16 protein-coding genes are annotated in these 15,107 nt (G+C 62.8%); 9 read left to right on the top strand and 7 right to left on the bottom strand.

Annotated features, from left to right (window positions below):
• Positions 1 to 4 precede the first annotated feature (4 nt).
• Positions 5 to 907, bottom strand: coding sequence for an NAD(P)-dependent oxidoreductase (locus FM113_RS07690; protein WP_087013170.1), 903 nt, complete (start codon positions 905 to 907; stop codon positions 5 to 7).
• 213 nt (positions 908 to 1,120) lie between these two features.
• Between FM113_RS07690 and FM113_RS07685 the strand changes: the two genes are divergently transcribed.
• Positions 1,121 to 2,371, top strand: a complete 1,251-nt coding sequence (locus tag FM113_RS07685; protein ID WP_087013168.1) for a CdaR family transcriptional regulator — start codon at positions 1,121 to 1,123, stop codon at positions 2,369 to 2,371.
• Positions 2,372 to 2,373: 2 nt separating this feature from the next.
• Complete coding sequence (locus FM113_RS07680) at positions 2,374 to 2,622, top strand: ester cyclase (protein WP_087013166.1); 249 nt, start codon at positions 2,374 to 2,376, stop codon at positions 2,620 to 2,622.
• Positions 2,623 to 2,698: 76 nt separating this feature from the next.
• On the opposite strand, the gene FM113_RS07675 is transcribed toward FM113_RS07680, so the two are convergent.
• The 3 genes from FM113_RS07675 to FM113_RS07665 form a co-directional block, all read right to left on the bottom strand.
• Positions 2,699 to 3,040 carry a DUF86 domain-containing protein gene (locus FM113_RS07675; protein ID WP_087013164.1) on the bottom strand — a complete coding sequence of 114 codons (342 nt, stop codon included), beginning with the start codon at positions 3,038 to 3,040 and terminating at the stop codon, positions 2,699 to 2,701.
• Positions 3,030 to 3,335 carry a nucleotidyltransferase family protein gene (locus FM113_RS07670; RefSeq protein ID WP_087013162.1) on the bottom strand — a complete coding sequence of 102 codons (306 nt, stop codon included), beginning with the start codon at positions 3,333 to 3,335 and terminating at the stop codon, positions 3,030 to 3,032. Before FM113_RS07670 ends, FM113_RS07675 begins: the two co-directional genes overlap by 11 nt.
• 177 nt (positions 3,336 to 3,512) lie before the next feature.
• Positions 3,513 to 5,345: a phosphoenolpyruvate carboxykinase (GTP) gene (locus tag FM113_RS07665; RefSeq protein WP_087013159.1), complete on the bottom strand. Its 1,833-nt coding sequence runs from the start codon at positions 5,343 to 5,345 to the stop codon at positions 3,513 to 3,515.
• A gap of 289 nt (positions 5,346 to 5,634) precedes the next feature.
• On the opposite strand from FM113_RS07665, the gene nrdI reads away from it, so the two are divergent.
• The 6 genes from nrdI to FM113_RS07635 all read left to right on the top strand — a co-directional run bounded on the left by nrdI (position 5,635) and on the right by FM113_RS07635 (position 11,513).
• Complete coding sequence (nrdI, locus tag FM113_RS07660; RefSeq protein ID WP_087013266.1) at positions 5,635 to 6,114, top strand: class Ib ribonucleoside-diphosphate reductase assembly flavoprotein NrdI; 480 nt, start codon at positions 5,635 to 5,637, stop codon at positions 6,112 to 6,114.
• The gene (gene nrdE / locus FM113_RS07655) at positions 6,111 to 8,279 is read left to right on the top strand and encodes a class 1b ribonucleoside-diphosphate reductase subunit alpha (protein WP_087013157.1); all 2,169 of its coding nucleotides are present in this window, start codon (positions 6,111 to 6,113) and stop codon (positions 8,277 to 8,279) included. The genes nrdI and nrdE overlap by 4 nt, the downstream gene beginning before the upstream one ends.
• Positions 8,280 to 8,337: 58 nt before the next feature.
• A complete protein-coding gene (nrdF, locus tag FM113_RS07650; RefSeq protein ID WP_087013156.1) occupies positions 8,338 to 9,366 on the top strand; it encodes a class 1b ribonucleoside-diphosphate reductase subunit beta in 1,029 nt (342 codons plus the stop codon).
• 28 nt (positions 9,367 to 9,394) lie between these two features.
• A complete protein-coding gene (locus FM113_RS07645) occupies positions 9,395 to 9,967 on the top strand; it encodes an NADPH-dependent FMN reductase (protein WP_087013154.1) in 573 nt (190 codons plus the stop codon).
• Between the two features lie 114 nt (positions 9,968 to 10,081).
• On the top strand, positions 10,082 to 10,615 hold the full coding sequence (locus tag FM113_RS07640) for a type IV toxin-antitoxin system AbiEi family antitoxin domain-containing protein (protein WP_087013152.1): 534 nt from the start codon (positions 10,082 to 10,084) through the stop codon (positions 10,613 to 10,615).
• Positions 10,616 to 11,012: 397 nt separating this feature from the next.
• Positions 11,013 to 11,513 (top strand): nucleotidyl transferase AbiEii/AbiGii toxin family protein, encoded by a 501-nt coding sequence (locus FM113_RS07635; protein ID WP_369676690.1) that lies wholly within the window; start codon positions 11,013 to 11,015, stop codon positions 11,511 to 11,513.
• 456 nt (positions 11,514 to 11,969) lie between these two features.
• Here FM113_RS07635 and FM113_RS18110 read toward each other — a convergent pair whose 3' ends face one another.
• Positions 11,970 to 12,113, bottom strand: a complete 144-nt coding sequence (locus FM113_RS18110; RefSeq protein WP_176387116.1) for a hypothetical protein — start codon at positions 12,111 to 12,113, stop codon at positions 11,970 to 11,972.
• A gap of 42 nt (positions 12,114 to 12,155) precedes the next feature.
• On the opposite strand from FM113_RS18110, the gene FM113_RS07625 reads away from it, so the two are divergent.
• Positions 12,156 to 13,778, top strand: coding sequence for a DUF726 domain-containing protein (locus FM113_RS07625; protein WP_087013148.1), 1,623 nt, complete (start codon positions 12,156 to 12,158; stop codon positions 13,776 to 13,778).
• Between the two features lie 13 nt (positions 13,779 to 13,791).
• On the opposite strand, the gene FM113_RS07620 is transcribed toward FM113_RS07625, so the two are convergent.
• Both FM113_RS07620 and FM113_RS07615 read right to left on the bottom strand, forming a co-directional pair.
• Positions 13,792 to 14,544: a hypothetical protein gene (locus FM113_RS07620; protein ID WP_217895974.1), complete on the bottom strand. Its 753-nt coding sequence runs from the start codon at positions 14,542 to 14,544 to the stop codon at positions 13,792 to 13,794.
• On the bottom strand, positions 14,541 to 15,017 hold the full coding sequence (locus tag FM113_RS07615; RefSeq protein ID WP_087013146.1) for a tRNA (cytidine(34)-2'-O)-methyltransferase: 477 nt from the start codon (positions 15,015 to 15,017) through the stop codon (positions 14,541 to 14,543). Before FM113_RS07615 ends, FM113_RS07620 begins: the two co-directional genes overlap by 4 nt.
• Positions 15,018 to 15,107 lie beyond the last annotated feature (90 nt).

Here is a 15,107-nt window from a genome sequence, read left to right as displayed (position 1 = left end):
GCGTTCAGTTTCCCTTCGTCTGAAGCCGAGTGCCGGTGAAGTCTTCGTAGAACTCGACGACGCTCGTGAAGTCCTTCGCACCACGGCCGTCGCGGTTGCCAATACGGAATAGGTCACCCACCACGTTGGACACCGGGGTCGGGAGCGCCGTCTGGGCGGTGGAGTTCAAGAAGAGCTTGATGTCTTTGAGCATGAAGTCGAGGGCAAAGCCCGTGGGCCGGTCCTCCGTGAAAAGTGTGCGCGGGAAGTAGCTCGATAGCACATGGCTGTTCGCGGAACTCGTGGAGAGCACCTTCGCGGCGGTGTCAAGATCGACCCCTGCGCCCACCGCTGCGCTCAGGCCTTCACCGAGCGCCGCGATGTTGATTGCCGTGATGATGTTATTGGCCAGCTTGATTGCCTGACCACTTCCCGTTTCGCCCACGAGGAACACGTTCCCCGAGTACGATTCCAGGACTGGGCGAACCCGTTCAAACGCGCCCGCATCACCCCCGGCCATGATCGAAAGTGTCCCGGCCTCAGCTCCCTGGACTCCTCCACTCACCGGCGCATCAAGGTAGGTCACGCCAACTGCCGCGGCGAGTCCCGCAACTTCACGCGCAGTTTCGGGATCAATGGTGCTGTGGTCCACAATGATCGTGCCGGGCTTTGCCCCTGCGAGCACGCCGTCGTTGCCCGCAACAACAGTCCGAACAATGGCGGGAGAAGGCAAACTCAAGATCACAATGTCTGCGTCACGGGCTGTGTCTGCCGCGGATTCTGCGGCTCGTGCTCCCTGCGCGACAAGGGCCTCGACCGCGGCCGTGTTCAGATCTGACACCGCAAGGCGATGGCCGGCGTTGAGCAGGTGGGGAGCCACTCGGCTCCCGATGTTCCCGAGGCCAACAAAGCCCACGTGTGCTACCAAGATCTGCTCTCTTTCGTCGTTGAATGGCGTAAATGGAGTCGCATGCGCGGCCCGTTCACACCGAGGTTACGGAAGCTCCTCACCCGAAACACGAGAGAAGTGTTGACGTTCCCCGGCCCAAAGTTCGACAATTGTCGAACCACTCCATTTCGCGTCGCCCGCTGCCCGGAGGTTCCAATGACTCGCGGCAAACGGTGACAGAGAAAGGCCACGATGAATCAACATGAGTTGGACGAGGTCGTCTCTCTCGTGTCCGCGCGCACCATTCGAAATGTTTCCCTTGACGATGTGACAGGCCGGGTACTCGCGTACAGCACGATCACTCCAACGGCCGATCGCGTGCGCATCGACGCGGTACTCGCGAAAGAGGTCCCTTCCGGTACACGCAGTTGGGAAGCTCAGCACGGAGTGAACTCACGCACCCGGGTCTTTTCGGTCCCGGGTGACCCGCAGATTGGACTCTTGCCCAGAATTTGCATTCCGCTGCTCGTGCGCGGGGTGCGGGTCGGATACATCTGGGTGCAGGCGAATTGCGCCGACGATGATCTCCGCAGCACGCTTGAGGACTTGCAAAGCTGGCAGAGCGGGATCGAACACCTCGCTGGCCGAGTTCTCGTAGCGTTGGGCGCGAACGTCGAACAGGGCACGGTCTGCAACAACGATCTGCAAGATCTTGTCAGCGGCCGGAGCGAAAGCGCTTCTGACGAATTCGCCGCCCGATTTGAGGCGGCGAGCGATGTCCGCTTGGTCGTATTCTCCGGCGGCGCTACCTCCCGCTCGGAGCAGACCCTTCCCTCACTGGCATACCGACAGGCACTCCACGACGCTTCGCGCGCACTGTTCCCCACCGGTGACTTTGGTCCAGACGCCCCGCAGATCGTGTCGTTCACCGATGATCAGCACGGGGTCTTCCTGATCCGCTCGCACGTCTCAATCGACGACTTCATCGCAAAGCTCTCACATGCGCTGCGCTTGCGCACGGCCGATATGCGCGCGGCCGTCGTACCCTACGGAGTGAGCGCCGTTGTGCACGAGCCTCGCGGCTGTCGCACCGCGTATCGGCAAGCTGTAACCGCGCTTCAGGCGAGAGCCGTCGATCCGGACATTGGCAGCGCACTGTTTGAGGAAATCGGAATCTACCAACTCTTTGCTCACACAGCTTCAACGCATCCGTCGCAGAGACTTCTCAATTTGAGCCGCGCACCCGGAGGCACCGAGCGGATGCGAATCCTCGAACAGGTCTATAGCTCCCCTGGCCCTGTGCAACGCGTCGCGGACGAACTCCACATGCACCGTTCCAGCGTGTACAACCATCTCCAGCGAATTGAAGACATCATCGGTGCTGACCCGCTCCACCCGCTCGTCAGACTCGAACTGCATTCCGGGCTGAAATTTCTTCGCTGGCTTGAACGGCCCCGGTTTGGATCCCCGGCAGGCACAAACCGCCCACCTGACATCTTCTAGCAATGCAACCACCGACCCTAGAGCGGAGCCACGCGAACCACACGGAACACATCGAAAAGATTGGCGAGATGTTCGGCAATTTCGAGTTCACCGTGGACGAGCTGCTCGTCGACGGCGACAAGGTGTATGCCCGCTGGACGCAGCGCGGGCACTACGTGGGCGAGATCGACGGGCACGCTTCGACGGGCCGACCCATCGAGACTGTCGGCAGCGCCGTGAATCGCGTCCTGGACGGCCTGATCGCGGAGTAGTGGATCCAGCAGGACGCCGCGGGCCTCGCCGCTCAGCTGCGCTAACTGCGCACTGCTTTCTCAGTACGGGGATGCCTCAAGGTTCGCCCAACATCGCACCGAGTACCGAGATGAGTGCGGTCATGTCGGTCGTGGCAGCACGCCACACAATCTCAGTGTCGATGTCCCCGTATTCATGGGCGAGGAGATTCCGCATCCCCACGATCCGAGCCAGGTTCGGAACCCGGTCGGCCACACCCGGATCAATTCTTCGGAGGCGATTCAACGCCTCGCCCAGGATCCCGAGCTGCCGCTCGACGGCCGAACGGACCAGAATATCGGAGCTAAACTCCGTTAAGCTCCGTTCGCGGGCGAAGGCGTAGGCGAGCTTCGCCGCCTCGGCGGCCTCCCAGAGATAGGTACGCGCTTCAGGCCGCATAGAGATCCTGCGCCGTGTCGAGGACCGAAGCCTTGAAGTAGGGATTTTTCATCGCGCTCTCCACAACGAGATCAACTTCTCGCTCAAGGATCCGCTCAAGCTCAAACTTGAAATCGAAGTAGTCGTGAAATCGGTTCGCGCGGCCAGGTTGAAAGGTGACCAGGAAGTCGACGTCGCTGAGCTGCTGGTCAAAACGGTCCGTGAGCACCGACCCGAATACTCGCAACCGTTCGACGCCATACCGTGCACAGGCACGTCGAATCGCGTCCATGTCGAAAGGTACGGCGGGTTCCATGCGTCAAGTCTCCCAGCTCGGACGCCTCTTGACGAGGAGATTCCCTGGAGAACTTATGACAGTCTCGCGATGGAATCACGACGCGCTTCGCGCCTTACTTCCGCACGGGACGTGCCTTCACGCCCAGCTCGCTCGTCACTGGCGTCGGGCTGTTCCTCGGTGAGGGAACTTCCATTGTTACTCGTCGAGGGCCGCCACGACTCGGCGGTGCGCGTCCCAAATCTCCTCGGGGAGCCGCTCGAACTGTCGCAGGTGCTCCTCTCGGAACGTCATTTCCTGCTGCCACCGCGCGCGGTTGATCGTGAGGATGCGGTCCAGCACACTCGGTGCCAGGTCGAGATCCTCCAGCTCAAGCTCCGAGGCCTGCGGGATCGTACCGACGGCGGTGGCATTGCCTACGACTTCCCCGCGCCGGTGCCGCAGCAGCCACAGCAGTGCGCGCAGGTTTTCCCGGTACCCGGGCCACAGGTAGCTGCCGTCCTCCGGATCGCGCTGGAACCAGTTGACGTGCGCGAAGGCGGGCTGCTCGGTCACCCGGCTCAGAACATCGAGCCAGTGCTGGGCATAGTCGCCCTCCCCGTAGGACAGGAAGGGCCGCATCGACATAGGGTCGTAGCGCAGCTGCCCGTCGACCCCTTCCGCGGCGAACGTGGCTTCGGCACCGAGCGTCAGCCCGTCATACACCCCCTCGGCGAGGTTGTCGATCGCGCGGATCAGCGGTTCGCGGTCCCGGGTGCGACCGCCGAAGATCACCGCGTCGATCACCACGCCGTCCGGGTCGTTGACGTCGGGCGCGATGTTTGGGATCCGGTCGAGCGCGACCGTGAAGCGACTGTTGGGGTGGGCCCACGGAGCGTCACGCTCGCCCGGGGCGCGATCCGCTACAGGCTGCCCGGTCCAGTCCAACCAGCCATCGAGCTCGGCGGGCGGTTCCGGAGTGAGACCCTCCCACCACACGTCCTGGGTACGCGCGTTGTAGGCGACGTTCGTGAAGATGGTGCCGGACCCCGGGGCGATCGCCGCCATCGCCGTCGGGTTGGTGTCCTCGTTCGTATCTTTCGCGACCCCGAATATCCCGTTCTCTGGGTTGATCGCACGCAGCTTCCCGTCTTCGTCGACCCACATCCACGCGATGTCATCGCCGTAGAGTTCGACCCGGTACCGGCCCTGGAGCGCGTCCGGTGGGAGTGTCATCGCGAGGTTCGTTTTCCCGGACGCACTGGGGAAGCCGCCGCACACGTGCCGCCGCACGCCAGTGTCGAGGTCCACGATCCCCAGAAGCAAGAACTGCTCGGCGAGGAACTGTCCCGAGACGCGACCGTCATACGAGGCGAGGCGGAGTGCGTGGGCGATCTTGCCGAGCAGCGCGTTCCCGCCGTAGGCGGATCCATAGTGGAGGATCGTGCGCTCGTCGGCGATTGTCGCGAAGAGTCGCTTGTCGGCGTCGGTGCCCTGGCCGAGGGCCATCAGGTCACCGGTGACATGGACGCCGCGCACAAAGAACGCCGGATCGGCGAGGGTATCGAGGTGGTGCTGCCCCACTCGTGCCATGCGAATCATTTGGAGCACGACGTTGCGGTCGTCGGTGAGTTCAACCCCGACTGCGTATGCCGCGAGTGGTGTCCCGACCGGTGCCATGAGGTAGGGAATCACGTACATCGTTTTGCCCCGGGAGGCACCGCGCATGCGTTTCACCTGAGCTGATTTCACCTCACGAGAGGGCTGCCAGTTGTTGTACACACCCCGGTCTGCGGGATCCGCGGTGGCGACAACTGTGCGCTCCTCGGAGCGGGCAGTGTCCTTGGTGTGGGAGCGGGAGTAGTAGCGACCAACGCCCGCGGGCAAAAGCTCCCCTGCCGCGAGCGCCTCTGCGAGCAGGCGGTCGTCGTCCGCGGCGTCGACGAGCTCGATGCGCTCGGGCTGCGTGATCGCGGCCCATTCGGAAACGAAGTCTCGGACGTATGCATTGCGAATCTCGGCGGGGATCGTGAGCTGACTCGGATCGGTCATGGGCAGCACCTCTCATCTGTGGTCGTCCGGATCATCCGGCCCGATCATCGTGTGAACATCCTGCCCACACTCACACGTGAATGACACCCATCACCCTAATGTTCGAATACACGAACTTTCAAACTTAGGCGTGTCGTAGAAATCTTGACCACTCTCGTGCTAACACTAGATATAGATGGAAATTAGGATTCTGGCACAACATATAGTGCCAGGGTCGCCGCCTGGCAGAAAGGAATGAGCCGTGTCACGCCCCACTCTCGCCGCCCGAACAGGGGAAAGTCCCCCCGCAGTGCGGATTCTCTTCGAGACGGAATCGCCCAATCTCGTCTACTTCTCAAGCGTTTCAGAGAACACCCGCCGATTTGTCGAGCGCGTTGGACGCCCTGCTGCCCGGATCCCGCTCCGACCCCGGGTTGAAGGCCAGCTCCGTGTCGCCCAGCCGTTTGTGCTGGTGCTGCCCACGTACGGCGGCGGCGAGCGCGCCGGTGCCGTTCCTAAACAGGTCATCACGTTTCTCAACGACCCCGCCAATCGGAGGCTGCTCCGCGGCGTCATTACAGCGGGCAACACCAACTTCGGCGAACACTACTGCCTCGCCGGACCCGTCATCTCCGCGAAGTGCCAGGTCCCCGAGCTCTATCGCTTCGAACTCCTCGGCACAGAACGCGACATCGCACGCGTCCGTGAGGGGCTCGGAGAGTTTTGGGAGCGCCAGCTCACCACCGACCCCGTTCCTCCTGCCACCCACCCCGAAAGGACCTCCGCATGACTCTGACAGCACCCCCGCTCGCCACCCCATCCGCCCCACGGGGCGGGATCGGAGAACGCCTCGACTACCACGCGCTCAATGCTCAACTGAATCTGCTCGCTCCGGACGGCACCATCCAGTTTGCGAAGGATCGTGAGGCTGCCGCCGCCTACATTGAGCAGCACGTCGCGCCGAATACCCGTACGTTTGACTCTGTCTGGGAACGACTCGACTGGCTGATCGCGCACGAGTACCTGGAAGCAGACTTCCTGCGGGCCTATCAGCCGGAGTTCGTCACGCGTCTCCACGAGCGAGCGACCGCCGCAGGTCACAGCTTCGTCACCTTCCTGGGCGCGTTCAAGTTCTTCACCTCCTACGCCCTGCGCACCTTCGACGGTTCGGAGTATCTGGAGGGCTATCCCGAGCGCGTGGCGGCGACCGCGCTGTTCCTCGGCCAGGGCGACGAGAAACTCGCGCTGCAGCTGGTGGACGAGATGGTGTCCGGCCGTTTCCAACCCGCGACCCCCACATTCCTCAACGCCGGCAAACGTCAGCGCGGAGAGCTCGTGTCGTGCTTCCTGCTGCGCCTCGAGGACAATCTGGAATCGATCGGGCGCAGTGTGAACTCGGCACTGCAGTTGTCTAAGCGGGGCGGCGGGGTCGCCCTACTCCTCACGAATCTCCGTGAGGCCGGTGCCCCAATCAAACAGATCGAGAACCAGGCCTCCGGGGTGGTTCCGGTGATGAAGATCCTCGAGGACTCGTTCAGCTACGCGAACCAGCTCGGAGCGCGTCAGGGTGCCGGGGCAGCCTATCTGCACGCGCACCACCCCGACATTATGCGGTTCCTCGACACGAAGCGCGAGAACGCAGACGAGAAGATCCGGATCAAAACCCTGTCACTGGGAGTCGTGATCCCGGACATTACGTTCGAACTTGCGAAAGAGAACCGGGACATGCACTTGTTCAGTCCATACGATGTGCTGCGCGAGACGGGTACCCCGCTCTCGGACCTCTCGGTCTCCGAGCGCTACGAGGAGTTCGTCGCGAATCCGCGAATCCGGAAGACCACAATCAATGCGCGGGAGTTTTTCAAAACCCTCGCCGAACTGCAGTTCGAGTCGGGCTACCCCTACGTGCTGTTCGAGGACACCGTGAACCGCGCGAACCCGCTCGCCGGGACCATCAACATGTCGAATTTGTGCTCCGAGATTCTGCAGGTCAACACGCCCTCAGAGTATGACGCCGCCATCGGCTACGACACCGTGGGACGCGATATCTCATGCAACCTGGGGTCGTTGAACATCGCCCACGCGATGGCTTCCCCGGATCTCGGCGCAACCGTCGAGACCGCGGTGCGCGCCCTCACAAGCGTTGCGGATCAGACACACATTGATGCGGTGCCCTCAATCGTCGCCGGAAACGAGGCCTCGCACGCAATCGGCCTCGGCCAGATGAATCTGCACGGGTATCTCGCTTCGCAGCGCATCCACTACGGCAGCGCGGAAGGTATCGACTTCACCGATGCGTACTTCCGCACGATCGCGTTCCACGCACTGCGGGCTTCGAACCGCCTCGCCATTGAACGGAGCACCGCCTTCGCCGGGTTCGGTGACAGCGCGTACGCCGACGGCAGCGCTCTTGCACGATACACGGCGGAGGAGTGGCGGCCCGCGACCGCACGCGTCCGGGACCTCTTCGCCGAGGCGGGCGTGACGCTCCCCAGCGTCGCCGATTGGGAGGCGCTGCGCGGCTCGGTCCGTGAGCACGGCATCTACAACGCCTATCTCCAGGCGATCCCGCCCACGGGTTCGATCAGCTACGTCAACAACGCCACCGCGTCGATCCACCCGATCGCCGCGAAGGTTGAAATCCGGAAAGAAGGCAAACTAGGCCGTGTCTACTTCCCCGCACCGCACATGACGCAGGACAACCTCGAGTTCTTCGCCGACGCATACGAGATCGGGCCCGAGAAGATCATCGCCACCTATGCCGCGGCCACGCAGCACGTCGACCAGGGGCTCTCGCTGACCCTGTTCTTCCCCGACACTGCGACAACGCGCGACATCAACCGCGCCCAGATCACTGCGTGGCGCGCGGGCATCAAGACGCTCTACTACATCCGGCTGCGCCAGCTCGCCCTCGAGGGCACCGAGATCGAAGGCTGTGTCTCGTGCGCGCTGTGATCCCGCGCGAGACACCCCGACCCACACACGCCCGCACACTCATGAAGGATCTCTCACAATGACTCACGCACCCAGCACACACCGTCCGCTCACCGAAACCGCGGTCACCCCGCCCGGCTACCGTGACGATCCCGCGGCACGGCTCCGCCCCATCAACTGGAACCGCGTCACCGACGAGAAAGACCTGGAGGTCTGGAACCGGCTCACCGCGAACTTCTGGCTGCCCGAGAAAGTGCCGCTCTCGAACGATATCCCCGCATGGCAGCGCATGACGCAGGAGGAACGCACACTCACCATGCGGGTCTTCACCGGTCTCACAATGCTCGACACTGTGCAGGCCACCGTTGGTGAAATCTGCCAGATCCAGGATGCCCGCACGGAGCATGAGGAAGCCGTCTACACAAACATCGCGTTCATGCAGTCGGTGCACGCCCGTTCCTACTCCTCGGTGTTCTCCACGCTCACCTCCACTCCGGAGATCGACGACGCCTACCGGTGGGCGGTGGCGAACGACCTCCTCCAGGAACGTTGCAAGACGGTGCTGCGGCACTACTACGGGCCAGATCCGTTGAAGCGAAAAGTATCGTCCACCCTGCTGTCCTCGCTGCTGCTCTACGCAGGCTTCTACCTGCCGCTCCATTTCTCCGTGCACGCAACACTCACAAATACGGCAGACATGATCCGGCTGATCCTGCGCGACAAGGCTGTACACGGGTACTACTCGGGCTACAAATACCAGCGCGGACTCGAAACGCGCAGCGCCGCCGAGCAGGAGGAAATGCGCCGCTTCACGATGGAACTGCTCGAGGAGCTGTATGAGCTGGAGCTCGCCTACTCAGGGGCGCTCTACGAGCCACTCGGGCTGATGGAGGACGTCGCCGTGTTCGTGCGCTACAACGCAAACAAGGCGCTCATGAACCTCGGCTACCCCGCCCGGTTCAGCGCGGAGGAGACGCAGGTCAATCCCGAGATCCTCGCTGCGCTCTCGCCCGGCAGCGACGAGAACCATGATTTCTTCTCCGGATCCGGCTCCTCATACGTGATGGGCAAAGCCGAGGACACGAGCGACGCCGACTGGGACTTCTAACCGGACACCACGACAGAAAGCAGCAACCATGACGCAGCACGTCAGCGTAATTGTGGGCAGCCTCCGCGGCGGCTCCTTTGCCCGCAAGATCGCGAACAACATCATTCCCCTGTTCCCCGACGGAGTGGAGGCGCGAATCGTCGAGATCCGGGACCTCCCGCTCTACAACTTCGACTACGACGATCCGGCCGTGCCCGAGGTCGCAACCCCCGCGAGCTACACCGCGTTCCGCGACACCATCAAGGCCTCCGACGGGGTGCTCTTCGTGACGCCCGAGAATAACCGCACGATTCCGGCATGCGTGAAGAACGCCGTTGATATCGGGTCAAAACCGAATAGCGACGTGTCGTGGACAGGCCTCCCTGTCGGGATCATCAGCCACTCGGTGGGCCGCATGGGCGGCTACTCTTCCCAGAAGAACCTTCGCCTCGCACTGTCCTACTTCGACATGCCGACAGTGGGGCAACCCGAAGTGTTCCTCTCGACCTCCCCCGAGCTCTTCGCCGGCGGGGAGACCATCGTGCGAGAGTCAACGGTGGAGTACCTCCGCGACTACGTCACCCGGCTCGTCGCCGTGATGGACGCGCAGTCCCGGGACTGAGCTGCCGGCCTGGCTGCCGGATCCGGTGCCGCATCGGATCCGGCAGTCACCGCGTGCGGCGCATTGTCAGAAACGTACCGATATTGGTACGATCTTGGCAAGGAGGTGTACCCGATGGGATACCGACGAGATCTGTGGGAGGTTGCCTCACAACACCACGGTGTGGTGACCCTGGCCTCTGCCGAGGACGCAGGAGTACCGGCCGTTGAACTGAGGAAACTTGCCTCGCGGGGCGCACTGCGTTCGTACGGCAATGGCGTCTACACGCACCGAGATGTACCCGTCGAGGCATCCACCCAGCCCGCCGTTGCCGTCGCGCTGGCCGGTGAGGGTGCGTTTCTTGAGCGCGAATCAGTACTCCACCTGCTTGATCTCGGGCAGTTCAATCCGAGAAAGATTCGGGTGGGCACGCGACGCCGGGTTCGGCGAACGCTCCCAGCGTGGATGGATCTTCAGTATCGACCGGGGACTGTTGACGACGACCTCACCACGATTGATGGCATCTCTGCCACTACCGTCAGGCGCGCACTTCTCGACATGAAACACAGGATGCCACCTGATCGTTGGTCGAGGGTTGTCGAGCAGGCACGTCGGAATGGTCTACTGGCTGCATCGGACGACATGGAGAGCGTGAAGGAATCTGCATGACCGTCCCGGTGCCGCGCAACGTCGCGCAGTTGAACGAGCGATTGACTCACGTGGCGTTGCGACTCGGGGTTCCAGTCGCCCGTGCTCGTCTCATGTTGTGCACTCTCATAGTTTCCCAGATGCTCCCTGACACCGTGGCGATCAAAGGAGGCATGGGGGTGAAGCTACGCTTGGGGAACGCGGCACGCGCGCAACCTCCGACCTTGATGTCTCTACCTATGCCAGGGGAAAAGCCTTCCAGCATGAGTTTGCCGATCGGCTCGCGGCCGGGTGGGGAACGGTTCCACCTTCACCGGGCGCGCTCAAGCGGGACCCAAATGCACCCCATCGGGTCGCCTTCACCGCCACCATACGCACCGGGGAAACCCATGACCCTGGCCTGACACGCCCTGAGTATGTGATGCACCCGTACCGAGTGTCAATCTCCTTTCTGGGTACAGCTTGGGGAGCACTAGATGTTGAGGTATATGATCCAGAGCTCGAAACCGACTCCCCCGGCCAGCGTCCACTCGATCAGGAACTCATCGAGTTTGGGGCCTCCTTTGGATTCGGTGACGTTCAGCTCGTCACACTCGTCGGTCTCGAGTATCAGATCGCTCAGAAGATACATGCGGTCACCGATCCCGGCTACGTGCGAGCGCATGACCTCGTCGATCTGCAATTGTTGTGGTCAATTGGTCCGGACCTGAGTAGGCTCCGCGAGCTCTGCGTGAGAACATTTGCTTGGCGAAATCAACAATCTTGGCCGCCGATTCCGCTCCGCTCCGTAGATGGGTGGGCTCTGGCCTACGCGGATGCGCGTGAGGAAACCGAAGTCGATGGGCGTACCAGGGTACTCCCGCACGTCAACGATGCGCGCGACTGGCTCACCGAACAGATCACAGCGCTCACCGAGTAACACCACGGTGGCGCTATTGATCGCTGCCAGCCCCGCGATCAGGCAACTTCTCCGACCGGGCCCGGGTGGCTGATGTACGGCTCATCAGCTCCAGAAATGCCGTCTCAGGAAGGCTCCTGTTGCAAAGTAGCAGCCGGCAAAGCCCGGAGTCAGCCTTGGACGCAAGCTGTTCCAACACATCACTTGGCGCGTGCGGGTGCTCTACGATCGGCGCAACCACCCACACCGTTCCAACGCGCGCAGCCGCACTCACTGGCATCGGCTGCGCGCCCTGCGCACACGATCGCAGCATCTTCTCCGGGCACCGTGGGTACGCAAGTACCGTGGTGAGGGGTTCCTCGTCCGATTCAGCTTCCCCAAGCGCCGTGAGCATTTCCGGGGTCATCGCCGGATGGCGCACAATTGCTTGCACGACGCTCTGGGAGTGGGGCAACCCGAGGTGTTCCTCTCGCGACTTCACCCGAGCTCTTCGCCGGCGAGGACACCATCGTGCGAGAGTCGACGGTGGAATATCTTCGCGACTACGTCGCTCGGCTCGTCGCAGTAGTGGACGCGCAGTCGCGCTTCGGCAAGGATGTGGAGCACAAATGAATCCGCCATTCATTTAGTGTCCTAGGCCTGTTTGCTGGCAAGATTCTACATATGCCGAACCCTCAGATCTTTGCTCGCGTAATCGAGCAGGAACTACACTGCACGATCACTTTCCCATCAGGGAAGACTGTGACACTTTCCGGCGATCCGACCGGAGCACACCCTCAGGCAGACTGGGAGGAGACCCTGCGCAAGAACCCGGCACTCGTCAGCAACGCATGGGCCTACGCGACACTCTCGCACCAGCGGCTCACTCTCTCGACGGTCGACGAGCAGAAGGCTGCGGAGAAACGTGCCGAAGCACACCGGAAGCTTGCTTCTCGCCTTGCCTCGCTCGTCGATCGGGGAACGGAATCAACCCGTGACGCGTGGTGCTCCGCGTGCTTTGCACGCACCGAACATATGAAGGTGCAGCAGCCCAAGGCGCAAATTCCTGCCTGGCTCTGCGATGCCTGCGGTTCACCGACGATTCCCTGCGCCGCACCGAGCTGCACGCACATGGCAGTTCGTGGACCCAGCGCCGCTAGCACGCCCCGGTACTGCGCGGAGCATCGCCACGACATTCCCGGGTTCGCGAAGGCGGAAGCGCGGATGGAGGACCTCAGCGACTATCGCAACTTTTTGGAGTACGACAAGCCTCATCTCAGCCGAGTCACCAAGATCGCCGGGCTCTCCCTCGCGGGCGTGGCACTCGCCACCCCCGCCGCTCTTGCAGCTGCTCCAGCAATCGGCGGCGCCATCGGTTCACTGATCGGCGGGTACAGCGGCGCAGTAGCAACCAGCTACGGCCTCGCGCTGCTGGGCGGCGGCTCTGTTGCAGCAGGTGGACTAGGAATGGCGGGCGGGACGCTCGTGGTGACCACCGTCGGTGCCGCGGTCGGAGGCACACTCGGCGCTTCCATCACCAACGCGTACTTGGGTGAAGACAAATCCTTCCACATCGAGATGCTCCGCGGCGGTTCGGGCGTCCCTGTAGTTGTCTGCAATGGGTTTCTCACCGAGCAGGACAGAGGATGGGGCGGGTGGAAGGACATGGTGACGGGCCGATACCCAGATTCGCCCGTGTACCGAGTGCACTGGGGCTCCAAGGAGCTCCGCAAACTTGGCCTCCTCATTGGTGGCATGACCGCGAAAGGAGCAGGGGCGGGAGTGTTCGCCCAGCTTGCCAGCAGCGCCATGCGCGTCGGGCCGCAAAAGCTCGCCCCGTTTGGGCCCGCGCTCATCGCCGCGGATCTGGCGAAGAATCCATGGCACGTCGCAAAGAATCGTGCAGAAAAAACCGGGGTCATTATCGCGGACCTCCTCGGGAGAACCACGGCGGACGCATACGTACTCGTGGGTCACAGTCTGGGGGCTCGCGCTATGGTGGTTGCCGCCCAGACACTGGGAACGAAGAAGGACGGCCCCCAAGTGGAGGCGGTGCACTTACTTGGTGCTGCCATCAAGGCTGAGGGCAATTGGGAGACGCTAGCAACGCCTGTGACCGAGGCCGTGTACAACTATCATTCATCGAACGACCCGATCCTCAAAAACGTGTATCCCCTGGCGCAAGGCAGCCAGGCTGCTGCAGGGCTCAAAGGGTTCACCCCGGTTCCGGCAAAGCTCGAGAACGTCGATTGCTCGGTTCCAGTAACCAGCCATTCCGGCTACTTCAATGAGGTCGAACTCAAGTAGCCCTATCGGCCCCTCACGCCGCGATCCGGCGCATCACCGGGTCAGCAATCGCACGCGAGGGAGTGCACAGCGTTTGTCCGAGCCGCGCAAACAGCTCGTCTCGATCCGTAAAGTATCCGAGGTCTGCACGCAGGTGCGCGGAGAGGTCCGCGGGATCGCCGCTCGTTTCACCATCCCAGTCGACGGCGCAACGTCCCACGGCTTCGAACAGCGTTTCGGAACCAGAGTTTGTGAAGGCACCGCCCGCTCGGCAGCCAAGCGGGCCGAACAGCTCCGAGGCAGGCCGCCAGCCGTCGAGCCTGAACTCTGGCCAGGCAAGGAGGACCCGATCCGGTAGCGCAAAGGTGAGGCGCGGGAAACGAGGCTCCCAAAACGCGCCGTCAATGGAGAGTGCCCTCACTCGAGTCTCCACTCCAATTGCGCGGGCAGCGCTCTCCAGTACTGCAAGGCGCTGGCTACATGATCCCGTGCCGCGAGCCAGGACGCGGGATGCGGGCGTCGCCTCCTCCATCGCGTAGACGGGTCGCACCGCATCACGAATCAGCCCGTGCGCGGCGCGCACCGTGGCGAGCGGTGAGGGGGCGTGACCGGTTCCGAGTTCGCTTGCGGCGCGCTCCCGAGCCTGCGCGACGAGCGCGCTGATCCCCGGCGACGCATGATCGAGGATCGCCGTAGCCCGCACCGATCCGGGTTGCTCCGCCCCGCCGCCGCGGTGGAGTTGGGGCCGTCGGTACCAAGGCGTGAGTGTCAACGTCGCGAGCCTCATGTGTGTGTCTCCGTTCCTGCTCCGGGGAAGCCTTGCTGCCGCCAGGCCTCGTAGGTGGCCACAGCGACGCAGTTTGCGAGGTTCATGGATCGACGTCCCGGCAGCATCGGGACGCGCAGCCGGTCTGTGACGGCCTCATGCATCAGGATCTCCTCGCTCAGCCCCGTCGGTTCCGGACCGAACAGCAGGACGTCGTTCGGCTCATAGGAGACGTCGGTGTAGGAGCGCTCCGTGCGGGCGGTGAACGCGAAGACGCGGGCCGGCTGGAGTACGTGCATCGCTGCATCGAACGAATCATGCTGCTGCACGATCGCGAGGTCGTGATAGTCGAGACCAGCGCGCCGCAGCTTCGCGTCCTCGAAGTCGAAGAGCGGATTCACCAGGTGGAGTTCAGCCCCAGATCCGGCTGCCATACGGATCACATTGCCGGTATTGCCGGCGATGCGAGGTTCAAAGAGGAGGATGCGGGTCACTCTTGGGAGCCTACTCGCCTTACTTGCCGTACCCCCTATTTGCCGAATGCTATCTTTTTTCTATGCCCCGGGTTATGGTGTGGGCACGTC

The sequence above is a fragment of the Leucobacter sp. 7(1) genome, from assembly GCF_900163635.1.
GTDB lineage: Bacteria > Actinomycetota > Actinomycetes > Actinomycetales > Microbacteriaceae > Leucobacter.
The sequence above is the reverse complement of the archived record's forward strand: the minus strand, read 5'-3'. Positions and strand labels throughout refer to the sequence as shown.